This is a genomic window from Acetobacteraceae bacterium (assembly GCA_039613835.1).
In the GTDB taxonomy this organism is placed as follows: Bacteria; Pseudomonadota; Alphaproteobacteria; order Acetobacterales; family Acetobacteraceae; genus Sorlinia.
In genome coordinates, this window is the sequence record CP154827.1 from 142,631 (window position 1) to 163,345 (window position 20,715).

General features: G+C 56.8%; 19 protein-coding genes and 2 pseudogenes. 14 read left to right on the forward strand and 7 right to left on the reverse strand.

The features are described from left to right. Positions 1–24 precede the first annotated feature (24 nt). From AAYR33_00875 to AAYR33_00895, 5 genes are all read right to left on the reverse strand, one after another. Positions 25–396, reverse strand: a complete 372-nt coding sequence (locus AAYR33_00875) for a YidB family protein (GenBank protein ID XAO71566.1) — start codon at positions 394–396, stop codon at positions 25–27. Positions 397–437: 41 nt separating this feature from the next. Then, entirely contained in the window at positions 438–698 is a 261-nt protein-coding gene (minE, locus tag AAYR33_00880) for a cell division topological specificity factor MinE (GenBank protein ID XAO71567.1), read from the reverse strand. Then, the gene (gene minD / locus AAYR33_00885; protein ID XAO71568.1) at positions 695–1,510 is read right to left on the reverse strand and encodes a septum site-determining protein MinD; all 816 of its coding nucleotides are present in this window, start codon (positions 1,508–1,510) and stop codon (positions 695–697) included. The genes minE and minD overlap by 4 nt, the downstream gene beginning before the upstream one ends. Positions 1,511–1,610: 100 nt before the next feature. Then, positions 1,611–1,814 carry a septum site-determining protein MinC gene (locus AAYR33_00890; protein XAO71569.1) on the reverse strand — a complete coding sequence of 68 codons (204 nt, stop codon included), beginning with the start codon at positions 1,812–1,814 and terminating at the stop codon, positions 1,611–1,613. Next, positions 1,811–2,017 (reverse strand): hypothetical protein, encoded by a 207-nt coding sequence (locus tag AAYR33_00895; GenBank protein XAO71570.1) that lies wholly within the window; start codon positions 2,015–2,017, stop codon positions 1,811–1,813. The genes AAYR33_00890 and AAYR33_00895 overlap by 4 nt, the downstream gene beginning before the upstream one ends. 174 nt (positions 2,018–2,191) lie before the next feature. Here AAYR33_00895 and AAYR33_00900 point away from each other — a divergent pair, with 174 nt between their 5' ends. After that, entirely contained in the window at positions 2,192–2,860 is a 669-nt protein-coding gene (locus AAYR33_00900) for a glutathione S-transferase family protein (GenBank protein ID XAO72323.1), read from the forward strand. Positions 2,861–2,991: 131 nt separating this feature from the next. Continuing rightward, positions 2,992–3,426 carry a DJ-1/PfpI family protein gene (locus AAYR33_00905; GenBank protein XAO71571.1) on the forward strand — a complete coding sequence of 145 codons (435 nt, stop codon included), beginning with the start codon at positions 2,992–2,994 and terminating at the stop codon, positions 3,424–3,426. Here the strand turns inward: AAYR33_00905 and AAYR33_00910 are convergent. Continuing rightward, positions 3,414–3,848, reverse strand: a complete 435-nt coding sequence (locus AAYR33_00910; GenBank protein XAO71572.1) for a hypothetical protein — start codon at positions 3,846–3,848, stop codon at positions 3,414–3,416. The two genes, AAYR33_00905 and AAYR33_00910, sit on opposite strands and share 13 nt — an antisense overlap. A 255-nt stretch (positions 3,849–4,103) precedes the next feature. Here AAYR33_00910 and rmuC point away from each other — a divergent pair, with 255 nt between their 5' ends. The 5 genes and pseudogenes from rmuC (at position 4,104) to AAYR33_00935 (ending at position 12,023) form a co-directional block, all read left to right on the forward strand. Beyond that, positions 4,104–5,333, forward strand: coding sequence for a DNA recombination protein RmuC (gene rmuC / locus AAYR33_00915; GenBank protein ID XAO71573.1), 1,230 nt, complete (start codon positions 4,104–4,106; stop codon positions 5,331–5,333). A 46-nt stretch (positions 5,334–5,379) separates the two neighbouring features. Continuing rightward, positions 5,380–6,105, forward strand: coding sequence for a response regulator transcription factor (locus AAYR33_00920; protein XAO71574.1), 726 nt, complete (start codon positions 5,380–5,382; stop codon positions 6,103–6,105). A gap of 1 nt (position 6,106) precedes the next feature. Next, positions 6,107–7,531, forward strand: a complete 1,425-nt coding sequence (locus AAYR33_00925; GenBank protein ID XAO71575.1) for an ATP-binding protein — start codon at positions 6,107–6,109, stop codon at positions 7,529–7,531. A gap of 155 nt (positions 7,532–7,686) precedes the next feature. Next, positions 7,687–10,859: pseudogene (locus AAYR33_00930) on the forward strand (efflux RND transporter permease subunit). After that, positions 10,856–12,023, forward strand: a pseudogene (locus AAYR33_00935) (efflux RND transporter periplasmic adaptor subunit). Before AAYR33_00930 ends, AAYR33_00935 begins: the two co-directional pseudogenes overlap by 4 nt. On the opposite strand, the gene AAYR33_00940 reads toward AAYR33_00935, so the two are convergent. After that, a complete protein-coding gene (locus AAYR33_00940; GenBank protein XAO71576.1) occupies positions 12,017–12,193 on the reverse strand; it encodes a hypothetical protein in 177 nt (58 codons plus the stop codon). The pseudogene AAYR33_00935 and the gene AAYR33_00940 sit on opposite strands and share 7 nt — an antisense overlap. Between AAYR33_00940 and AAYR33_00945 the strand changes: the two genes are divergently transcribed. From AAYR33_00945 to rpoB, 7 genes are all read left to right on the forward strand, one after another. Beyond that, positions 12,172–13,134, forward strand: a complete 963-nt coding sequence (locus AAYR33_00945; protein ID XAO71577.1) for a TolC family protein — start codon at positions 12,172–12,174, stop codon at positions 13,132–13,134. The genes AAYR33_00940 and AAYR33_00945 overlap by 22 nt on opposite strands. Next, positions 13,131–13,628 (forward strand): TolC family protein, encoded by a 498-nt coding sequence (locus AAYR33_00950; GenBank protein XAO72324.1) that lies wholly within the window; start codon positions 13,131–13,133, stop codon positions 13,626–13,628. The genes AAYR33_00945 and AAYR33_00950 overlap by 4 nt, the downstream gene beginning before the upstream one ends. A gap of 306 nt (positions 13,629–13,934) precedes the next feature. Further along, positions 13,935–14,369, forward strand: coding sequence for a 50S ribosomal protein L11 (rplK, locus tag AAYR33_00955; GenBank protein XAO71578.1), 435 nt, complete (start codon positions 13,935–13,937; stop codon positions 14,367–14,369). Between the two features lie 4 nt (positions 14,370–14,373). Next, positions 14,374–15,060: a 50S ribosomal protein L1 gene (rplA, locus tag AAYR33_00960; protein XAO71579.1), complete on the forward strand. Its 687-nt coding sequence runs from the start codon at positions 14,374–14,376 to the stop codon at positions 15,058–15,060. A gap of 285 nt (positions 15,061–15,345) precedes the next feature. Continuing rightward, on the forward strand, positions 15,346–15,861 hold the full coding sequence (gene rplJ / locus AAYR33_00965) for a 50S ribosomal protein L10 (protein XAO71580.1): 516 nt from the start codon (positions 15,346–15,348) through the stop codon (positions 15,859–15,861). 94 nt (positions 15,862–15,955) lie between these two features. Next, complete coding sequence (gene rplL, locus AAYR33_00970; protein ID XAO71581.1) at positions 15,956–16,342, forward strand: 50S ribosomal protein L7/L12; 387 nt, start codon at positions 15,956–15,958, stop codon at positions 16,340–16,342. A 191-nt stretch (positions 16,343–16,533) separates the two neighbouring features. Beyond that, positions 16,534–20,709 carry a DNA-directed RNA polymerase subunit beta gene (gene rpoB / locus AAYR33_00975; protein ID XAO71582.1) on the forward strand — a complete coding sequence of 1,392 codons (4,176 nt, stop codon included), beginning with the start codon at positions 16,534–16,536 and terminating at the stop codon, positions 20,707–20,709. The last annotated feature ends 6 nt before the right edge of the window (positions 20,710–20,715 follow it).

Genomic DNA, 20,715 nt, shown 5'->3' on the forward strand with positions numbered 1-20,715 from the left:
AGGGAAGCAGCCACTCAGCGCCAGTCAGGCTGTCGTCGGAGGCTCACCATTGACTTTGCCGTCAGGTGTCTGACTATCGACAAGGCGCGGCAATATCATGGCCAGAGCGGGCATAATCAGTGACGGCGAGATCCCTGTTTTGGAAATCAGGGTCTGCACCTGCTCATTCGATAAGAGAGTCTGAACTTCCTCAGAAGAAATTGGCAGGTTTTTACCATTGCCGATCCAGGAATGCACCTTATCGTCCAAACCGGCCGCTTTTGCCTGTTGAAGCAATGTCTCAATACCTTGCTCCGACGTGAGCAGCTCACTCAGGCTGCTGCCCAGTTTCTTTTGCAACGGGCCACTCAGGCCGCTGATGGCCGAGTTAAGAATATTATTGAAAAATCCGCTCATGGCACCCAATCCTGTTGATCGGGGAAGGGGTGCGCACAGACTTAACTGGCCTTCTCCAGCCCCGGCATTTCAATGTCAATTTCCAGCGTGGCGTACTCGCCATTGATGCTGTCCATTTTGACGTGAACCTTCTCATCATCAATGGCGACATGCTTTTTGATGACAGCAAGGATCTCGCTCTGTAACTTTTTGATAAGCTCAGAGTTCCCGTGATTGGACCGCTCATACGCGAGAAGGATCTGCAATCTATCGCGGGCGACGGAACTGGTTTTGGGCCGGGAGAAAAAGTTGAATAGGCTCATGCTGATCTCTTTTTGAACAACCGGTCCAGGATGCCCTTGCGCTCAACCGGAATCTGAAGGTCGATCTTTTCCCCATTCAGGCGTTTTGCGGCGTCGACATAGGCGCGCGCGGGGGCGGAATCAGGGTTTGAGAGAGTGACCGGCGCCCCGACATTGGAGGCTTTCAGCACTTCCTCACTCTCCGGCACGATGCCGATCAGTGGGACAGAGAGGATCTCCAGCACATCCTCCGTATTCAGCATTTCGCCCCGCGCGGCGCGATTGGGGTCGTAACGGGTGAGGAGGAGGAATTTCTCGACCTTCTCGCCTTTAATGGCGCGCTCCGTCGTGCTGTCGAGCAGGCCGATAATGCGGTCACTATCGCGCACGGAGCTGACTTCCGGATTGGTGACGACCACAGCCATGTCAGCGTGATGCATCGCCATTTGCGCCCCGCGCTCAATACCAGCCGGACTGTCACAGATGATCCAGTCAAATTTCTCACGCAGTTCAGCCATGACGCGGGCCACGCCCTCAGATGTCAGCGCGTCTTTATCCCGTGTCTGCGAGGCAGGCAGGATGGAAAGCGTCTCACATCTTTTATCTTTGATGAGCGCCTGGCCGAGCTTGGCATCTCCCTGGATGACATTCACGAAATCGAACACGACGCGACGTTCCGCCCCCATGACAAGATCGAGGTTGCGCAGCCCGACATCGAAATCGACGACGACCACATTTTTGCCAACCCGCGCCAGCGCGGCACCTAGTGCCGCTGTCGACGTGGTTTTGCCTACACCGCCCTTACCCGACGTGACTACCAGCACTTTGGCCATATGCGCTCCAGGTTCCTCTTAGTTTTATGGTCCGATCATGACGTCCCAGTCTACTGACAATGAAATGTTTTCGGCAACGCGGAAAATTCAGAAATAAAGTTCAGGTGAGCGGATGAATCAGGACATGATCGGAATCCAACAGGGCTTGCGCGGGTTGACCGACACTTTGCTGGTCGATCTCCTCCGCCGTCATGTAAAAGCCATCGATGGCGAGGAGTTCCGCAAACATGCGCCGCGCGAAGATCCGCGCCGCTCCATTTCCTCCGACCCCGGCAATGGCCCGACCGCGGAGGGGCGATATCATGGGCCTCCGGTCAGAACGGGTGGAAAATCCCAGTCCCGCAAGGCGACCTGAATATCCGCCAGCCCTTCAGAATGAGCGTCCAGAAGACCGAGATCAAGAATAATCGGCTTGCCACTAAGGAAGGCGGATGAGCGCGCAACCTGATGGTCAAGCGCGGACAGCCATTGCGCAATCGGTGCCTGAGGGGCGAGGACAAGGGCCATAAATGAGCACCCACAGGCCCGAATGGTCATAGGACGTGGGGATTGGGCGATGTCGACTGTTTGCTCGGACATTAAATCTTCTCAAAAAGCATGAAGCGAATGCGGGCTTTAAAGTTTGAGCTTGTAACACGGTTTGGCTTGTTGCCAACGTCAACGCCCATTAATGAGTACCGGATGCGCATTCTTTATCACCTTCCTTTATCACCTCAAAGTCGTCTTGCACGGCTCTCTCTCTCGGAAAGACGCATTCCTTTCGAGATGCGCGTGGAAAACGTGTGGGAAAGTGGAGAGGACTTCCTCGCACTCAACCCGGCGCGTGAGGTGCCCGTGCTGGTTGAGGAGTCCGGCCTCGCCATCCCTGGCGGTAGTGTTATCGCGGAATATCTTGAGGAAGCCTATACGGGCTCAACTTTATTGGGCCATAGTCTGGAAGAACGTATCGAGACGCGTCGGCTCCTGAACTGGTTCGACGTCAAATTTAGTAATGAAGTGTCGCGAAATCTATTGGGGGAAAAGGTCGATAAGCGGATTTCAGGCCGTGGCACGCCGGGTGGCACGGCAATCCGCGCTGGATATGCCAATCTGCGCTTTCATCTCGACTATATTGGATGGCTTTCAGAAACGCGCGCCTGGCTGGGCGGCGCACAGCTCACTTATGCGGATCTGGCGGCTGCCGCGCATCTGTCCTGTCTCGATTTTATCGGGGATATTGACTGGTCACGCGCGCCCTTCGCCAAAGACTGGTACGCACGCGTCAAATCCCGCCCGAGCTTCCGCGCTCTTCTGCATGATAAACTGCCCGGCTTCACCCCGCCGCCTCATTACACGGACCTTGATTTCTGAGGCATTGACGCTGGCAACATAGCGCCAGACGCGCCCCGATGAAGTTCAGGCCCCGCGCAATGCAGGGTAAACGAATCCGACACAGGCCTGATGCGCTTACGTAAGGAGAGATTCCGTGCGGAGAGACGAGGATGACGAAAATAATCGCGATATTGGCCACCCATGGTGTTGAGGAGGTCGAACTCCTGAAACCCTGGAAGAAACTTAAAAAAGCAGGGTTTGAAACCGTGCTCGTCGCGCTGGAGAAAGGCCGCATCCAGTCCATGCGGGGCGATAGGACGGAACTTGTCGCTGCAGGCGCGCGTTGGAAAGACGAAGCGCTGGTTGAGGATCGAAACATGATCTCCTCACGCAACCCCGATGATCTCGATATTTTCTGTGAGGCACTTCTAGGGCAGTATGAACGCGCCACCCCGAAGGCGCAGCCGCGGCGGAAGGCCCTTCGCGCAGCCCCCGCAAAGGTGAAACGGGGTGCTGAGGCGGAGGAGGCTAAAGCCCGTTCTCCGGCGCGGGCGAGAAAAAGAAAACCGGCGGCGCGGCCCGCCACCGTGCGTCAGGGTGCGTGATTGAGTGGACGATAAACGGCGACCTCATCACTCTGCGGCGCCACGCCAAGGAACGTCCCATGCGCATCATAGACGCGTCCGTCAGGATTTTGCCGACCGAGAAAGCCGCCCTCCGCTGACGTGAAGCGCCCACTGCTGACATGAGCAAGAAGTCGGCCCCGCGCGTCGGAAATGCGTCCCATCGCGTCCAGATGCAGGCGGAAGTCATTGCGTGGACCGGTTACGAGATCATTCGCCGTGCGATGGTTATAAAGCCTGCCTGCGCCATCATAAGTCTGGCCTTCCGACAGATCTTTCGAGAAGATCCCGCCACGTGCGTCGGTCGTGCGGCCGAGACCATCTGTCGTCTGAGCAGCCCCCGCGCCCAGCATGGCGGCAAAAAGGGTCGGGATGCAGATACAGAATGTTCGAAAAAATCTCATCTAAACCCCTTTAAAATAATCACGGTCACGAAGGCGAGGTAGCATATAAAACCGTGAAATCATCGCATATTTTTACTGTGGATGAAACAGTAAAAAACAATAAAAATAGGCGGAATGCTTATCGATCCCGCATCCTGCCACATTGGGGCGAGGATGTTTTATCGCAAAAATCGGTGATTGACCCTTGACGCGACGCCGTCTTGAGGCAGGCTTTCCCCATCTTTCATAAATCAACAAATTACGGGATTATTCTCCATGCATGTCGGCGTCGCCTCCTTCCTCCCCTGGCTCATTGCGTTTTTCTGCCTCGGGATCGCCATGTCTCTCTGGTTACGATCGGGGAGGCGTGGCACGGCGGATCTTTTGACGCAGCTTGATCAGATGAAGACGCATGTTCAGGATACGCAGAGCACGGAAAGTCGCGCGACGCAACTGGCGTTTCGGGAGGCGGAGCGCGCTCTGACGGCACGGATGGAACGCATGCATCTGGACGTGAATGAGCGCCTCGGCGATGTCGCGCAACGTCTTTGGCGGGAGCACGCGGAGGCCCGACTTGCGCAGTCAGATGCGTTAAAGGAAATGGCCACCTCCAACGCGACGCAGCTTGCGGCCATCCGCGCTTCCGTCAATGAGCAATTGAGCGCCAGCGTTGAAAAACAGATGCAGACCTCCTTTGCCCGCGTGGTCGAGCAATTTGCAGAGATGCAGAAAGCGATCGGGGAAGTGACGGCTGTCAGCGCCCAGATCGGCGATCTCAAACGTTTATTCACCAATGTCAAAACCCGTGGCGGCTGGGGCGAAGCGCAGCTCAGGGCGATCCTGGACGATATTCTGCCGCCCGACGCTTATGAATGTAATTTCCGGATCCCGGAGAAAAATGTCTTCGTCGAATTCGCGATCAAAATGCCCTCACGCGCCCACCCGGCACCTTATCTTTCGATTGATTGTAAGTTCCCGACCGATTCATATGAGCGGCTCCTGAGTGCCATTGAGCGCGCCGACGCGCCCGCTGAGCGGATTGAGCGCCGCAATCTCGAAACGGCGATTCGCCTTGAGGCCCGAAAAATGGCGGAAAAATACATTGCGCCGCCCTCAACCGTGGAATTTGCCGTCCTTTACCTGCCGACTGACGGATTATACTCGGAAATCGCCCGTATTCCCGGCTTGATCGACGAACTTAGCCGCGTTTCCCGCATTATAGTGATGGGGCCGTCAATCATCCCCGCGTTGTTGCGCACAGTGCATCTCGGTTATGTCACGATTGCGCTTGAGGAGCGGACAGATACCATCGCGCGGCTGCTTGGCGTCACCCGACAGGAAATCATGAAAATGGACGGCGTTCTCGAAAAATTGGCGAAAGGCGCCGGAACGATGAGCAACACAATTGAGGCTGCTCGTCGCCGCACGCGCGTACTCGGCAAGAGGCTTCGTGAACTCGATGCGATTGAGGACGCGACGGAAAGGGACCTCGAGGATGAAATTTAAATTCGCTTTTAGTTCAGACATCTCAACGTTTAAGTAATTATAAGCCATGGTCAGACAGGATAGAAAAGTTTCGCAGGACGATCGTGACGAGAAAGCGCCGCATGTGCTCGTCGTCGAGGATGACGACACATTGGCTGCCGAAATCGTTGCGGAGCTTGAGTCCCGCGGTTTCAAGACAGACCGCGCTGCCGACGGGCGTGAAGCGCTTGCGACCGCGAGAAGCGGGCAGTTCGATATTTTCGTAATGGACAGGATGCTGCCGCATGTTGACGGCCTGAGCGTCATCGAGGAATTGCGTCAGAGTGAAATCATGACGCCGGTCCTGGTGCTCTCGGCCCTTTCCGCCGTTGATGAGCGCGTGCAGGGCTTTAAGGCGGGCGGGGATGATTACCTCGTCAAGCCTTTTGCGATGGATGAGCTGGTCGCGCGTTTGGAGGCACTCCTCCGACGTCCGAACTCGTCCCGCGCCACCAAACTTCGCGTCGGGCCGCTTGAGATGGACCTAATTGACCGCAAGGTGGATCGCATGGGGCGTGAGGTTGACCTCCTGCCGCGTGAATTCCGCCTGCTTGAATATCTTATGCGGCGACCCAATCAGGTCCTGACCCGGACCATGTTGCTTGAGGATGTCTGGAATTATCGTTTCATTCCCCAGACGAACCTTGTAGATGTGCATATAGGCAAATTGCGGCGGAAGGTTGACGCGCCCGGCGAGACGCCGCTTATCCATAGTATCAGGGGGGCCGGGTTCATGCTGCGTATCCAGGACTGATTTGCAGATTCTGGGGCTTTTCAGGACCGCGACATTCAGACTGACGCTCGCCGTTGTCTTTACCGTCGTTGCAGGTGTCGCGAGCAACCTGACCTTTTTCTATCTGCGGTTTGTCAGTTCGGAGATTATTTACCTCCAGAACGTTCTGCGGCGTGAGGCTTTCATGATTGCCCAGCGTCCGGAACAGGCAATTGTGCAAGTGCTTGAGGGCATTAATGGCAGCAAAATCCACCTGACCCTCGATTGCGTCGGGCTTTTTGACCGTGATTTAAGCTATATCGCGGGAGATCTCCTATCCTGGCCCGATGGGTTGCGGATTGAGGATGATGTCCAGCAGCTTAATTACGCGCTTCCCCTCCGCCCGCGTTATAATTACCTGTTTCTGACAGCGCGCCTCCCTTCACGCCATGTGCTTGTCTTTGGGATATCGCAGAGGCGTCTCGATAGTCTGCGTAACTCCCTTCTGCACACGATGGTATACTCCCTCCTGCCACTCATCGCCTTCGCGCTATGTGTCGGGATTTACCTCAGTCACCGCACATTATCCCGTGTGGGCGGCCTCAATGAGGCGATTGAGCGCATTATGGAGGGGGACCTGTCCGGCCGATTACCCGCAGGCCGATCCCGCGATGATCTCGAACGCCTGGCGGGTTCCGTCAATCGGATGCTGGACCGCATTGAGTATTTGATGGTTGAAATCCGCAATGTCGGGAATGACATCGCGCATGACCTCAGAACTCCACTTTCCCGTATGCGGGTGCGGCTTGAGCGCGCCTTGAATGGAGAGCGCAACGCGGCCGAATTGCATGAGGTTATCGAGAAAGCGACGCAGGATCTCGACCAGTGCTTTTCAACCATCACCGCGATCCTGCGCATTGCGGAACTTGAGGATGGACGCCGCAAGGCGGGCTTCGCGACGCATGATCTCCGCATTATCGTGGCGGATATGGTCGAGCTTTATGAGCCGATTGCCGAGACCCATCAACTTACCCTGATTGATAAGTCATCCCGGGGTGACCCGTTGCCGATCAATTGCGACCGGGACCTGCTGATTGAGGTCATGGCCAATCTTCTCGATAACGCCATCAAATTCACGCCCGCTGGCGGTCATATTGAGGCAGCGGCCTATCGTGAGGGCAATCAGATTGTGCTCCGCATCGCGGATACCGGCATCGGCATCCCGGAATCCGAGCGCAAGGCGGTGATCGGGCGTTTCTACCGTTCGGATAAAAGCCGCCATATCCCGGGGAGCGGCCTCGGGCTCAGCCTGGTCATGGCAATCCTCCGCCTGCATGGAACCTCGCTCGAAATCTCGTCTTATCGGGAGGGGACGGCCAATCCTGGCGCTGTTTTCCAGATGTTTTTCGCGATACATCAGGAGGAGGCCGACTTATTGCTCACAGAACCCCTGCCCGAAACCCTCTGAATCGCCGGCGGGCTTCGTCATAACCAGCCGATTTTCAAGCCAAACCGGGCGGAAACCTGACCATAGTTTCATGTGGCGCGATGTGAAGTCGATGCGTCGAAACGTGATAAAGCTGCGTTTCGCCCGCATACGCCCTCGATTTTCGGACCGTCTGGATGAATAAAGTTGTCATCACCGCGCTGCGGCGCCCCTATAGTTTTGTCGTCCTTTCCGTTCTGATTGTCATTTTCGGCGTGCGCGCGGCGGTCACGACGCCGACGGATGTTTTCCCGAGCATCAAAATCCCGGTCGTGGCCGTCATCTGGTCCTATCTTGGCCTGATGCCGGAGGATATGCCGGGCCGGATCGTCTATTATTATGAGCGCGCCCTGACCACGACGGTCAATAATATCGAGCATATTGAAAGTGGCTCTTTCTACGGGCGCGGCATCGTCAAGTTGTTCTTTCAGCCTGGTGCGAACGTTTCAACGGCACAGACCCAGATCACCTCCGTTTCTCAGACGATCATCAAGCAATTGCCGCAAGGGGCGACGCCGCCTCTGATCCTTGCCTATGATGCGTCCTCCGTCCCCGTCCTGACCCTTCAGATCAATTCAGAAACGATGAATGGTGCAGACCTTTATAATATGGCGTCTAACCTGATTCGCCCGCAACTTGTTTCGATACCGGGCGTGGTCATCCCCGCACCTTACGGGGGCCTTGCGCCTTATATCACCGTGGACATCGTGCCATCCAAGCTCATGGCCCATAATCTTTCCGCGGTTGATGTCGGGAATGCCCTTAATAAACAGAATATCGTGCTCCCCACCGGTGATCAGCGTATCGGCCCCTATGATTATATGGTCGAGACAAATGCCCAGCCGAAAGAGATCGAGGCTTTCAATAACCTCCCTCTCAAACAGGTTGGGAATGCCGTTGTCTATCTGCGTGATGTCGCCAATGTGCATCCGGGTGGGCCGCCCAAACCAATATGGTGCTCGTCAAAGGGCGGTAATCCGTCATGATGGTCATCATGAAAAGTGGTGACGCCTCGACGCTTTCCGTCGTGTCGGGGGTGAAAAAACTGCTGCCGCAGATTTCAGAGTCCCTCCCCAAGGGGACAAAAATCAAAATCCTGACGGATGCCTCAAAATTCGTGAAAGATTCCGTCGAGGATGTGGTGCGCGAGATGGTGATCGCCGCGTTGTTGACCAGCTTGGCTGTGATGCTTTTCCTCGGCTCATGGCGTTCCACCCTGATTGTCTCGACATCCATCCCGCTGGCGATTTTGTCGTCACTGATCTTTCTGCAAATTTCGGGGCAATCCATCAATGTGATGACGTTGGGCGGGCTGGCCCTCGCTGTCGGCATCCTTGTCGATAACGCGACCGTCATGGTCGAAAATATCGACGCGCATCTGGAAATGGGGAAGGATCTGGAAATCGCGATTATCGACGCGGCCAATCAGATCGTGATCCCGACATTCGTCTCGACGACCTGTATCTGCATCGTCTGGTTCCCCCTCTTTGAACTGACAGGGGTGGCGGGGTGGCTCTTCATGCCGATGGCGGAAGCGATCATTTACGCGATCGCGGCCTCCTTCATTTTATCCCGAACGCTCGTGCCAACCATGGCGAAATATCTTCTGGCCGGACATGATAAGGCGCAGGAGCACCCGTCAGACCATCACACGGTCGGGTTCTTCACACGGCTTCAGATGCGTTTTGAGACGGGTTTCAAGGATTTCCGCGACCGGTATGAGGTGCTTCTCGGCCATCTGATCGCGGCGCGGCGGCTTTTCATCTCCTCTTTCCTCGCTGTCTCGGTGGCGTCAATGGGGCTTTATCTCTTTGTCGGGCGTGACTTCTTCCTCGAAATCAAATCGGGGACATTGCAGCTCCATATGCGCGCACCCATCGGCACGCGATTGGAGGAATCTGGCAAGATTGCCTCGCTTGTTGAAAAGAAAATGCACGAGGTGCTCCCCGGTAAAATCAGTTCCGTCCTGAGCAATTGCGGCCTGCCATTTTCCCAGATGAACCAGGCTTTCATCCCGTCACCGACTTTGGGCGCCGAGGATTGCGATATCACTGTGTCCCTGAAAAATGACGAGAGCCCGATCGCAAGCTACCGCCAGGAATTACGCGCGGCCTTGCTGGATGCGTTCCCGGGGACGCAATTCACCTTTCAGCCTGCCGATCTCACCGCGAAAATCCTCAATTTCGGGTTGCCTGCGCCGATCGATGTGCAGGTGGTGGGCGGGACCTGTTCGGGAATTATGAGTTCGCCAAAAAGCTGAAGAAGAAACTGCTGACCGTCCCCGGCCTGGCGGATCTCTCCATCCAGCAGCCGATGACGAAGCCCACTATTCGCCTGGCCGCCCAGCGAAGTTACGCCATGGGGACAGGCATCACGGAAGAGGATGTGGCGCGTAACGAACTTGTCGCGCTTTCAGGCAGTGCGCAGGTGGAGCAGGTTTATTGGCTAAGTCCGCAGGGGATCGCCCGCCTGATCGATGTGCAGGTGCCTACGATCTATCTGCAAACCATGAATGATCTGGAGACATTGCCGATCGATAGAGGGGACGGCAATCCTGAAAACAAGCTGTCCCAGCTGCTTGGAGACCTGTCGGAAATCAGCGTGACCGGCACGCCGGCGCAGGTGTTGCATTATAACATCATCCCGGTATTTGATATTTACGGGTCCAATGAAGGGCTGGATCTCGGCAATGTCGTGGATGGGGTCAAAAAAAGTGACGGATTCCATACGGTCCCAATTACCGCGCGGTTCCCACATTGTGGTGCGGGGACAGGCTGTGACGATGGTCGAGGCTTATGGGCAGCTGATTATCGGGCTCATTCTTTCCGTCGTGCTGGTCTATCTCGTGATCGTCGTTAATTTTCAATCCTGGCTTGACCCTTTCATCATCATCATGGCTTTGCCAGGGGCGCTTGGCCGGGATTGCGTGGAGAGCCTCTTCCTGACGCATACATCCCTCTCTGTCCCGGCCCTGACGGGGGCCATTATGTGTATGGGCACATCGACTGCCAATGCCATCCTCGTCGTCGCCTTCGCGCGTGAACGGCTCGAAATCCACGAGGACGCCCTCAAAGCCGCGCTGGGGGCCGGGTATGAGCGGATACGCCCGGTTATTATGACGGCGCTTGCCATGATTGTCGGCATGATCCCGATGTCGATGAGCAACTCGGATAATGCGCCGATTGGTAAAGCCGTGATTGGCGGGCTGTTGGTGGCGACAATCGCGACACTGCTTTTCGTGCCCTGTGTTTTTGCCATGATCCATCATCGCCGGACGGACCCCACCCCGGCTAAAGGAGTGCGGACATGAAGCTGGCCCATAATATCACGCTTCAACGAAAGCAGATCCTGATGCTTGTGGCGGCGGCGTTGCTGATCGCGCTGATCGGCATTATTGAACGGCATTTCCATTACCGTGCCCTGCGAAAAGAGGTGGAAGATCTGGCGCACGTCCGCGTCACCATCATCCATGCCGAAACCGGCACCTAAGGAACGCAGGCTTGACCTGCCCGCCAACCTGGCCGCGTGGTATCAGGCGCCGATTTATGCGCAGGTCTCCGGCTATGTGAGAAAATGTGATAAAAGGATTATGGTGCGCACGTAAAAACCGGCGATTTCCTCGCGGAAATCAGCATCCCAATGCCTTGACGCGCAATATGAGGCCGCGAAGGCCAATTAGGAAGTCGTGGCCGCGCAATATCGATTGGCCGTCATTACCGCTGAATGCTGGGCGGCGCTGCGCAATACGCAGGCCGTTTCACGGCAGGAGGTTGATGTCCAGGCGGCAAATGCGGCAGCAAAAAAGGCGCAGGTGGATCAGGCGCGCCATGAGGTTGGGCGCTTCGAGGCGCTGGAGAATTTCAAGAAAATTGTCGCCCCTTTTGATGGGATTGTCACGTCGCGCCGCGTCAATGTCGGTGATTACGTCAATGAGGGCAGTGGTGACCTCAATGCGCATGGCGGCGCGTCGGAGCTTTTTACGGTTGCGGATATTCATCGCATCCGCGTCTTTGTTTCCATCCCCCAGGGATATGCCTCGATCATTTCGGATAAGCTCTCGGCGAAAATCACCGTGCCGCAATATCCGGGCCGGAAGTTCACGGCGACTTATCTCGCCACGGCGCAGGCATTTTCACCCGCGACGCGCACGATCGTGACGGAGCTGGCGCTGGATAATACGAACCATATTTTATGGCCGGACTCTTACGCGACAGCGCATTTCATCGTGCCCGGAGCGCCGGATATCCTTATTATCCCGGTCAATGCGTTGATTTTCCGGGCGCAGGGGACGCAGGTTGCGACGGTGGTGGATCGCCACATCCATCTTGTCAGCGTCGAGACCGGGATCAATTACGGCATGACGATCCAAATTATTGACGGTATCAAACCGGGCGATGACATTGTTGGAAACCCTACCGCCGATATGATGGAGGGGGATGAAGTTAAGATTGTCCCCACTACGAAGGGTTATAATGACAAGGCCGCATAATCCGCCGCCCCGCCGAACCATCCGGTCGCGCCCGTGCAGGTGCTGCCGGACCGCGCTGCGCCGGAGAACATGTCGGTGCGATCCGCAAATGACGCGCGTCCGGGGTCAAAAACATGCGGAAAGTCGGCGCCCTGTGCGGCGATCGCTTTCAGCACTCCTCCTTCTGCTGACGGGGTGTGATCTCGCACCGCATTATCAGCCGCCCCATTATATTTACCCGAATGGCTCGAAAGGTCAGGGCGTGCTGGAAGACGCGCACCCGAATGATGCGGCTTCCCGCTGGACATGGTGGGAGATTTTCAAAGACCCTGAGCTGAATAGACTTGAGACGCTGCTGGCAGAAAATAACCCGGACCTACAGGCGCAGGCTGAAATTTTCACGCAGGCCCGCGATGTCGCCCGGGAGGCGGAGGCCCAATTATACCCGCAGGCCGGTGCGACAGGCGGGATAAGCAATAATCGCGCTTCCCGGACGCGGTTATGGCGCACGCAATCCAGTGCCTCACCCATCTACATGTCCAACGTCTTCTATAGTGGCGCCGCGACGTGGGAGCCGGATTTCTTCGATCAGATCCGCAATACCGAGCGCGGCCAGCGAAACCTGGCGCAGGCGGCGGATTACGCCAATCTGCGGCTGATGCTTCAGGCTGAACTGGCCTCCACTTATATCGGCCTTCGCGGGTTGGATGCCCAGATCGCGGTTTATCGTGATTCCATCACTTATTTCGAGGTCGCCGTTAAGATCACGCGCCTGCGTCAGGCGGGAGCGATTGCAGCCGGGCTGGATGTATCATGGGCGGAAAATCAGCTTCACAGCACCATCGCGGCGCTTGAAGGGGTGCAGGCGCAGCGCGAGGTGCTGGAACACGCGATCGCCGTGCTCGTCAACCGCGCGCCCGCCGCGTTCAGCATTGCCGAACGCAAGCGCGACGTCGTGCTGCCTTATGACACGGTGCGCGTGCCGCAGGGCCTGCTATCGCAGCTTCTTGAACGCCGCCCGGATATTGCAGCGGCGGAGCGACGCCTGTCATCCGCCAGCCATGCAATCGGTGTGGCGCGCGCCGCCTTCTACCCGGTCGTGCGACGTTCAGCCTGAGTGGCAGGTTTGAGAATAACGGCTTCAGCTTCGGCAATCTTGCTAATTCCATGTGGTCATACGGTGTGCAGGTGGTGGAACCGGCCTTTACTGGCGGCCTGCGCCGGGCAGCCTTGCAGCAGGCCTGGGCGCAATATCGTCAATATGCGGACGCTTATCGCGGCAGCATCCTCTCCGCTTTTCAGGATGTTGAGGATGGTCTTTCCCAGACGCGGCTTTATGACCGCCAGACGAAACAGCAATATGAGGCGGTTTCCGCGGCATTGCGCACGCAGCGCATGACGATGGCGCTTTATACGGGCGGCTTGACCAATTACCTCGATGTTGTGGTGGCGCAGCAGGCGGCGCTCACAGCCCGGATCGCCGCTGTGCAGGCGCAGACAAGTGCAGCTTCAGGCCACTGTGCGGCTGATCCGCGCCCTGGGTGGCAGCTGGACGCGGCAGAGCCTGCCGACAATGAAGCAGATCGACCCGATCCATCCCTTGCAATATGAGGGGCTGCACCAGGCCCTACCAGTCAACGACGTCAGGGAAGGGGCTAATCCGGCATCATCCGACCTGACCGGGAAAGGATCGTGACCTGGCCGCTTCATCCTGTGCGCGACGTGCCGGTCGGCGCTCGGAAAAGCTCAACCGGGCACAGCGAATTGTGACCTGAGTGCACATTTCACTTGACATGCCGCCCTCTAAAAGGATACGGGGCGCCACTTAGCGAAACGCGGGAGAGGCCGGGACGTGCTGCGAGGCATGACGGATTCGATTGTACCGCGGTTCGGGTCAACGATAAAGGAGTCCCGGATATGGCCAAAAAAATTGTTGGCTACATCAAACTGCAAATCCCCGCGGGTAAGGCAAATCCATCCCCACCAGTGGGCCCGGCGCTGGGTCAGCGCGGCCTTAACATCATGCAGTTCTGTAAAGAATTCAACGCGAAGACACAGGGGCTTGAGCCCGGTATGCCGATCCCGGTCGTGATTACGGCCTATGCGGATCGCACATTCAGCTTCATCACAAAAACACCGCCGAACACGTTTTTTCTGCTGAAAGCCGCGAAACTGTCCAAGGGTAGCCAGACAGTTGGCAAGGCGGCATCTGTCGGCAAGGTGACGACCGTGCAGCTGCGTGAGATCGCCGAAACGAAATTTAAAGACATGAATGCCCATGACATTGATGGCGCCGTGCGTATGCTCGCCGGTTCTGCCCGTTCAATGGGCCTTGATGTGGTGGAGGGCTGAGAAAATGGCGAAGAATAAACGTCTCGTCGCCGCCAGAGGCGCTGTTGATCGCGCGCGTGCCTATTCGATCGAGGAAGCGGTTTCGCTGATCAAGACCAACGCCAAAGCCAAATTTGACGAGACCATTGAAGTTTCGCTAAATCTCGGCATTGATCCGCGTCATGCCGACCAGATGGTGCGTGGGCTGATCTCCCTGCCGAATGGCACGGGCAAGACCCTGCGCGTCGGTGTTTTCGCACGTGGCTCGAAAGCTGAGGAGGCGAAAGCCGCCGGTGCTGAAGTGGTCGGCGCTCAAGACCTCGCTGAAAAAGTCCAGAATGGCGAAATTGAATTTGACCGCTGCATTGCCACGCCGGACATGATGGCGCTGGTGGGTCGTCTGGGTAAGGTGCTTGGGCCGCGCGGCCTGATGCCGAACCCCCGTCTCGGCACAGTGACGATGGACATCAAGGGTGCCGTCACGGCGGCCAAATTCGGCCAGGTTGAATATCGCGCTGAAAAAGCTGGTATCGTGCATGCGGGCGTGGGCAAAGCATCGTTTGAGGCCGAGAAACTGGTCGAGAACATTAAAGCGCTTGTTGACGCGGTGCAGAAGGCACGCCCGACTGGCGCGAAAGGTACTTATCTGAAAAAAGCGGCGGTCTCATCGACGATGGGGCCGGGTGTGCGCGTGGACATCGCGTCACTGTAACATCTTTTACGAAATTGATGCCTGCCGAGAAGCCGGGAGGTATCAAGGGTGTGGCTGATGTCGCACCTATCCTGTCCAAGACCGCACGTGCCCTTCGGGGCTTAAAAGGCATATGCCCCCGCGCGACAGACGGTTTGCCGGATTTGGCGTAATTTCGGTTACGCATGCACTGGCCTTCCTGACGACGGACAGGCGAGCGGTGGTGACACTCTGCTTCAACAGGGTGAAGCCGCCAGGGGTAACCAGGCTGCATGAGATATCATGCAGCTGACGAGGAGACAGCAATTGGACCGTCAGGAAAAGCGGGCCTTCGTCGCATTCCTCGCCGAGGTGTTTGCCAGCACATCCATCGTGATCGTCACCGAAAATAAAGGTTTGACGGTTGCTGATGTGACGGAGCTGCGCAGGCGCATCCGTGCGACGGGGTCGACTTATAAGGTTGCTAAAAATCGACTGGTCAGTCGTGCTCTGGAAGGGACCCAATTCGACGGTATCGCGCCGTTGCTCAAAGGACCGACCGCCCTGTCATGGGGTGCGGATCCGGCGGCAATGGCAAAGGTGCTCGTTGAGTTCGCCAAAACGAATGAGAATCTGGTTGTTCTGGGTGGTGCGCTTGGAAGCCAGACGTTTGATGCGTCCGGTGTCAAGGCACTGGCTGAACTGCCATCTCTGGACGAGCTGCGTGCAAAACTGGTGGGTATGCTCAATACCCCCGCCACGCGGATCGCCAGTGTTGTCCAGGCTCCGACCGGACAGCTTGCTCGTGTTTTTGGCGCCTATTCCAAAAGCGAGGCTGCCTAGTCTTGTCATCTAGCGCAATCTCATCTCCTGCCCGATGGGCGGGGTTTGGGATTGCATCGTTTAAACCAGTGCATGTATAGTGGGACCATTCATCATGGCCGATCTCAACAAAATTGTCGAAGAACTCTCAACCCTGACCGTTCTTGAAGCGGCAGAGCTCTCCAAACTCCTTGAGGAGAAGTGGGGCGTTTCCGCAGCAGCGCCGGTTGCTGTTGCAGCGCCTGCTGCTGGCGGTGCGGCTGCCGCGCCTGCTGAAGAGCAGACAGAGTTCAATGTTCTTATCACCGACCCGGGTGCGACCGCGATCAAAGTGATTAAGGAAGTCCGCGCCCACACGAATCTTGGCCTGAAAGAAGCCAAACAGCTCGTTGATGACAGCAAGGCCGCGCCGAAAGCGGTTAAGGAAGGCGTCGGCAAGGACGAAGCCGACAAGCTTAAAGCAAAGCTTGAGGAAGCCGGCGCCAAGGTCGAGATTAAGTAAGCGTCACAGAGGCTTCAGGCGTCCCTCAGGCGCCCGTCGCTTCTTCAGTTTAGCGAGGAGGGCGGCACCCGCGTCGGTGCCGCCCGCTTTGCCGTTTTCGATAAAGAGGTTATAACGGTCAGTCGTTCCGGTCGCCGTTGCAGGTCATGTCGGTGGAGACTTGAAGGTCTGGTTCTTAGAGGCAGGGATAGATGAGCGCAGTCAGCAAATCGTTCACGGGACGCAAGCGGATCCGTAAGAGTTTCGGGCGTATTCCCGAAGTGGCTCCAATGCCGAACCTCATTGATGTGCAGCGGTCCAGCTATGAGACATTCCTGCAGATGAATGTGAGCGCCGACAGCCGTCAGCGCACGGGGTTGCAGGAGGTTTTCAGCTCCGTTTTCCCGATCAACGACTTTGCGGGGCGTGGTCGACTGGAGTTCGTCTCCTACGAATTGGAGGAGCCGAAATATGATGTTGAGGAATGCATCCAGCGCGGCCTGACCTTTGCGGCGCCGCTCAAGGTCATCCTCCGCCTGATCGTCTGGGATGTGGATGAGGATACGGGTTCCCGTTCCATCCGGGACATCAAGGAGCAGCCTGTCTATATGGGCGATATGCCGCTGATGACGGATAATGGGACGTTCATCATCAATGGCACGGAGCGTGTCATTGTCAGCCAGATGCATCGCAGCCCCGGCGTCTTCTTTGATCATGACAAGGGCAAGACGCACTCATCCGGCAAATATCTCTTTACGGCGCGCGTCATACCTTATCGTGGCTCATGGCTAGATTTTGAGTTTGATGCCAAAGACCTGATTTATGTCCGCATTGACCGGAAGCGTAAATTGCCGGTCACGACCCTGCTTTACGCGCTTGAGGGGGCACAATCCGCTGCGGCGCGCGCGGCGAAAGCGGCTGAAGGAGGCGATGTTGACGCCCTTTCCGTACGCGGCATGGATCCGGATGAGATCCTGGAGCATTTTTACGGCACGGTTGTTTTCTCAAAAGGTGATAAAGGCTGGTCCCGCCCGTTTGACCCGGAGGCCTTCCGTGGTCTGAAGCTGCTGGAAGCGCTTTATGATGCCGATACGGGTGAGATCGTGGCTGAGGCGGAAGCCAAGCTGACCAGTCGCGTCGTCAAGAAGATCGCAGAAAAAACCCATGACGTCCTCGTTGGTCGCGCCGATCTGCTGGGGCGTTTCATCGCGCGTGACATCGTCAATGAGCACACGGGTGAGATTTATGCCGAAGCGGGTGAAGAGCTGACGGACGCACGTCTGACCACTCTTGAGGAAGCCGGTATTGCCGAAATCCCGATGCTGGCGATCGACACGACTCATGGGCCGTGGATCCGTAACACGCTGGCCGTGGACAAAAACAATAATCGCGATGATGCGCTGATCGATATTTACCGTGTCATGCGCCCCGGTGAGCCGCCAACCCCGGAAACAGCGGAGGCGATGTTTCAGGGCATTTTCTTCGACCCGGATCGTTACGACCTCTCCGCCGTCGGCCGCGTGAAAATGAACATGCGTCTGGAAATTGACGTGCCGGATTCCGTGCGTGTGCTCCGCAAGGAGGATATTCTGCGCACGGTCAAGATCATGTGCGACCTGAAAGATGGGCGTGGTCAGATAGACGATATTGATAATTTGGGCAATCGCCGTGTCCGCTCGGTCGGTGAATTGATGGAGAATCAATATCGCATCGGCCTGTTGCGCATGGAGCGCGCCATTCGTGAGCGTATGGGGTCCGTCGATATCGACACGGTCATGCCGCATGACCTCATCAACGCCAAACCGGCCGCGGCCACGGTGCGTGAGTTCTTCGGCTCATCCCAGCTCAGCCAGTTCATGGATCAGACGAACCCGCTCTCGGAAGTAACGCATAAGCGCCGCCTTTCCGCATTGGGCCCGGGCGGCCTGACGCGTGAGCGGGCCGGGTTTGAGGTCCGTGACGTTCACCCGACTCATTATGGCCGTATCTGCCCGATTGAAACGCCGGAAGGGCCGAATATCGGTCTAATCAATTCGCTCTCAACCTATGCGAAGGTCAATAAGTACGGCTTTATTGAAACGCCCTATCGCCTCGTTAAGGATGGGATGCTTCAGGATGGGTGGAAATATCTTTCCGCCATGGAGGAGGAGAAACTCATCGTCGCGCAGGCGGATGCCAAGCTTGATAAGGAGACGGGGCGCCTCGCGGATGAGCTCGTTTCCGTGCGTCGGTCGGGTGATTTCCGTCTCGTCCCGCCGGAGCAGGTGACGGCTTGTGACGTATCGCCCAAGCAGCTCGTTTCCGTCGCCGCGGCGTTGATTCCGTTTCTGGAAAATGACGACGCCAACCGCGCTCTGATGGGGTCAAACATGCAGCGTCAGGCCGTCCCGCTCGTGCGGGCGGAAGCGCCGCTTGTCGGCACAGGTATGGAAGCCGCTGTTGCCCGCGATTCCGGTGCGACCATTGTGGCACGGCGCGACGGCGTCGTTGACCAGATCGACGGTGCTCGTATCGTTGTCCGTGCTACGGGTGAGACCGGTGCGACGGAGGGTGTCGATATTTACCGCCTGCGTAAATATATGCGCTCTAACCAGTCGACCTGCATCAATCAGCGCCCGCTGGTGCATATTGATGATGTCGTCAAATCCGGTGACATCATCGCGGATGGCCCGTCGACTGAACTGGGTGAGTTGGCGCTGGGGCGTAACGTGCTCGTCGCCTTCATGCCCTGGAATGGTTACAACTTTGAGGATTCCATCCTCATCTCCGAGCGCATTGCGCGTGATGACGTCTTCACTTCAATCCATATTGAAGAGTTTGAAGTCATGGCCCGCGACACAAAGTTGGGTCAGGAGGAAATCACCCGCGACATCCCGAATGTCGGTGAGGAAGCGCTACGCAATCTCGACGAAGCGGGCATTGTCTATATCGGTGCGGAGGTGAATCCCGGCGATATTCTGGTCGGTAAGGTAACGCCGAAAGGCGAGAGCCCGGTCACGCCGGAAGAGAAATTGCTGCGTGCCATCTTCGGTGAAAAAGCCTCCGATGTGCGCGATACATCCCTGAAGCTGCCGCCCGGCACGACGGGGACGATCGTTGATGTGCGTGTCTTCTCCCGTCGTGGTATCGACAAGGATGAGCGCGCCATGGCCATTGAGCGCGCCGAGATCGAACGCCTGTCGAAAGACCGGGATGATGAACGCGCCGTGCAGGAGCGCAGCTTCATCAACCGTCTGCGTGAGCGCCTCTTGAATCAGTCAGCGGGTGCGGGTTTTAAAGGGATACGTTCCAGCACAGTCATCACTGATGAGGTGATGAATGAGCATCCGCGCAGTGCATGGCGTCACATTGTGGTGTCGGAAGACAGCGTGATGTCCGAGCTCGAAACCCTGCGGCGTGAATATGATGCCGAGATGGCGCGTATTCAGGCGCGGTTTGAGAGCAAGGTTGAGAAGCTTCAGCGTGGTGACGAGTTGCCACCGGGCGTGATGAAAATGGTCAAAGTCTTCGTTGCAGTGAAGCGCAAGCTTCAGCCGGGTGACAAAATGGCGGGTCGTCACGGTAATAAAGGTGTCGTGTCTCGCGTCGTGCCGGTTGAGGACATGCCATTCCTTGAAGACGGCACACCGGTTGACCTCGTGCTGAACCCGCTGGGCGTGCCCTCACGTATGAATGTCGGGCAGATCCTGGAAACCCACCTGGGTTGGGCGTGTGCTAATATCGGTCAGGATATCGGACGCCTGGCGGATGAATATCAGCGCAACGGGGAAGAGAAGATGGCATTGCTGGAGCGTCTGCGGACGGTCTATGGCGACGCTGTTTTTGAAAGCGACATCGCGGATATGAATAACGCGCAGCTTTCCGAACTGGCCGGTAATCTTCGCCGTGGCGTGCCGATCGCAACACCTGTCTTCGATGGTGCGTCGATTCCAGATATTGAAGATATGCTGGATAAGGCCGGGGTTGATCGTTCCGGTCAGTCTCAGTTGATTGACGGGCGCACGGGTGAACGCTTTGAACGTAAAACGACGGTTGGGTATATTTACATGCTCAAATTGCACCATCTTGTCGATGACAAGATCCATGCGCGCTCCATCGGTCCCTACTCACTCGTGACGCAGCAGCCGCTCGGGGGTAAAGCCCAGTTCGGCGGGCAGCGTTTCGGTGAGATGGAAGTCTGGGCGCTTGAGGCTTACGGGGCGGCCTACACGTTGCAGGAAATGCTGACCGTCAAGTCAGATGACGTCTCCGGTCGTACCAAGGTTTATGAAGCCATCGTGCGTGAGCAGGATGATTTCGAAGCCGGTATTCCAGAGAGCTTCAACGTCCTGATCAAAGAGCTCAAATCTCTCGGCCTGAATGTCGATCTGGAGCAAAGTGCATCGTGATGACGC

Bases quoted from the DNA above. Each gene is read 5' to 3' on its own strand.
- AAYR33_00905 (XAO71571.1), top strand. From the start codon at position 2,992: ATGACGAAAATAATCGCGATATTGGCCACCCATGGTGTTGAGGAGGTC.
- AAYR33_00900 (XAO72323.1), top strand. From the start codon at position 2,192: ATGCGCATTCTTTATCACCTTCCTTTATCACCTCAAAGTCGTCTTGCA.
- rplA (XAO71579.1), top strand. From the start codon at position 14,374: ATGGCGAAGAATAAACGTCTCGTCGCCGCCAGAGGCGCTGTTGATCGC.
- AAYR33_00890 (XAO71569.1), bottom strand. From the start codon at position 1,814: ATGATATCGCCCCTCCGCGGTCGGGCCATTGCCGGGGTCGGAGGAAAT.
- AAYR33_00875 (XAO71566.1), bottom strand. From the start codon at position 396: ATGAGCGGATTTTTCAATAATATTCTTAACTCGGCCATCAGCGGCCTG.
- AAYR33_00920 (XAO71574.1), top strand. From the start codon at position 5,380: ATGGTCAGACAGGATAGAAAAGTTTCGCAGGACGATCGTGACGAGAAA.
- AAYR33_00910 (XAO71572.1), bottom strand. From the start codon at position 3,848: ATGAGATTTTTTCGAACATTCTGTATCTGCATCCCGACCCTTTTTGCC.
- minE (XAO71567.1), bottom strand. From the start codon at position 698: ATGAGCCTATTCAACTTTTTCTCCCGGCCCAAAACCAGTTCCGTCGCC.
- minD (XAO71568.1), bottom strand. From the start codon at position 1,510: ATGGCCAAAGTGCTGGTAGTCACGTCGGGTAAGGGCGGTGTAGGCAAA.
- rplK (XAO71578.1), top strand. From the start codon at position 13,935: ATGGCCAAAAAAATTGTTGGCTACATCAAACTGCAAATCCCCGCGGGT.
- AAYR33_00895 (XAO71570.1), bottom strand. From the start codon at position 2,017: ATGGCCCTTGTCCTCGCCCCTCAGGCACCGATTGCGCAATGGCTGTCC.
- rpoB (XAO71582.1), top strand. From the start codon at position 16,534: ATGAGCGCAGTCAGCAAATCGTTCACGGGACGCAAGCGGATCCGTAAG.
- rplL (XAO71581.1), top strand. From the start codon at position 15,956: ATGGCCGATCTCAACAAAATTGTCGAAGAACTCTCAACCCTGACCGTT.
- rmuC (XAO71573.1), top strand. From the start codon at position 4,104: ATGCATGTCGGCGTCGCCTCCTTCCTCCCCTGGCTCATTGCGTTTTTC.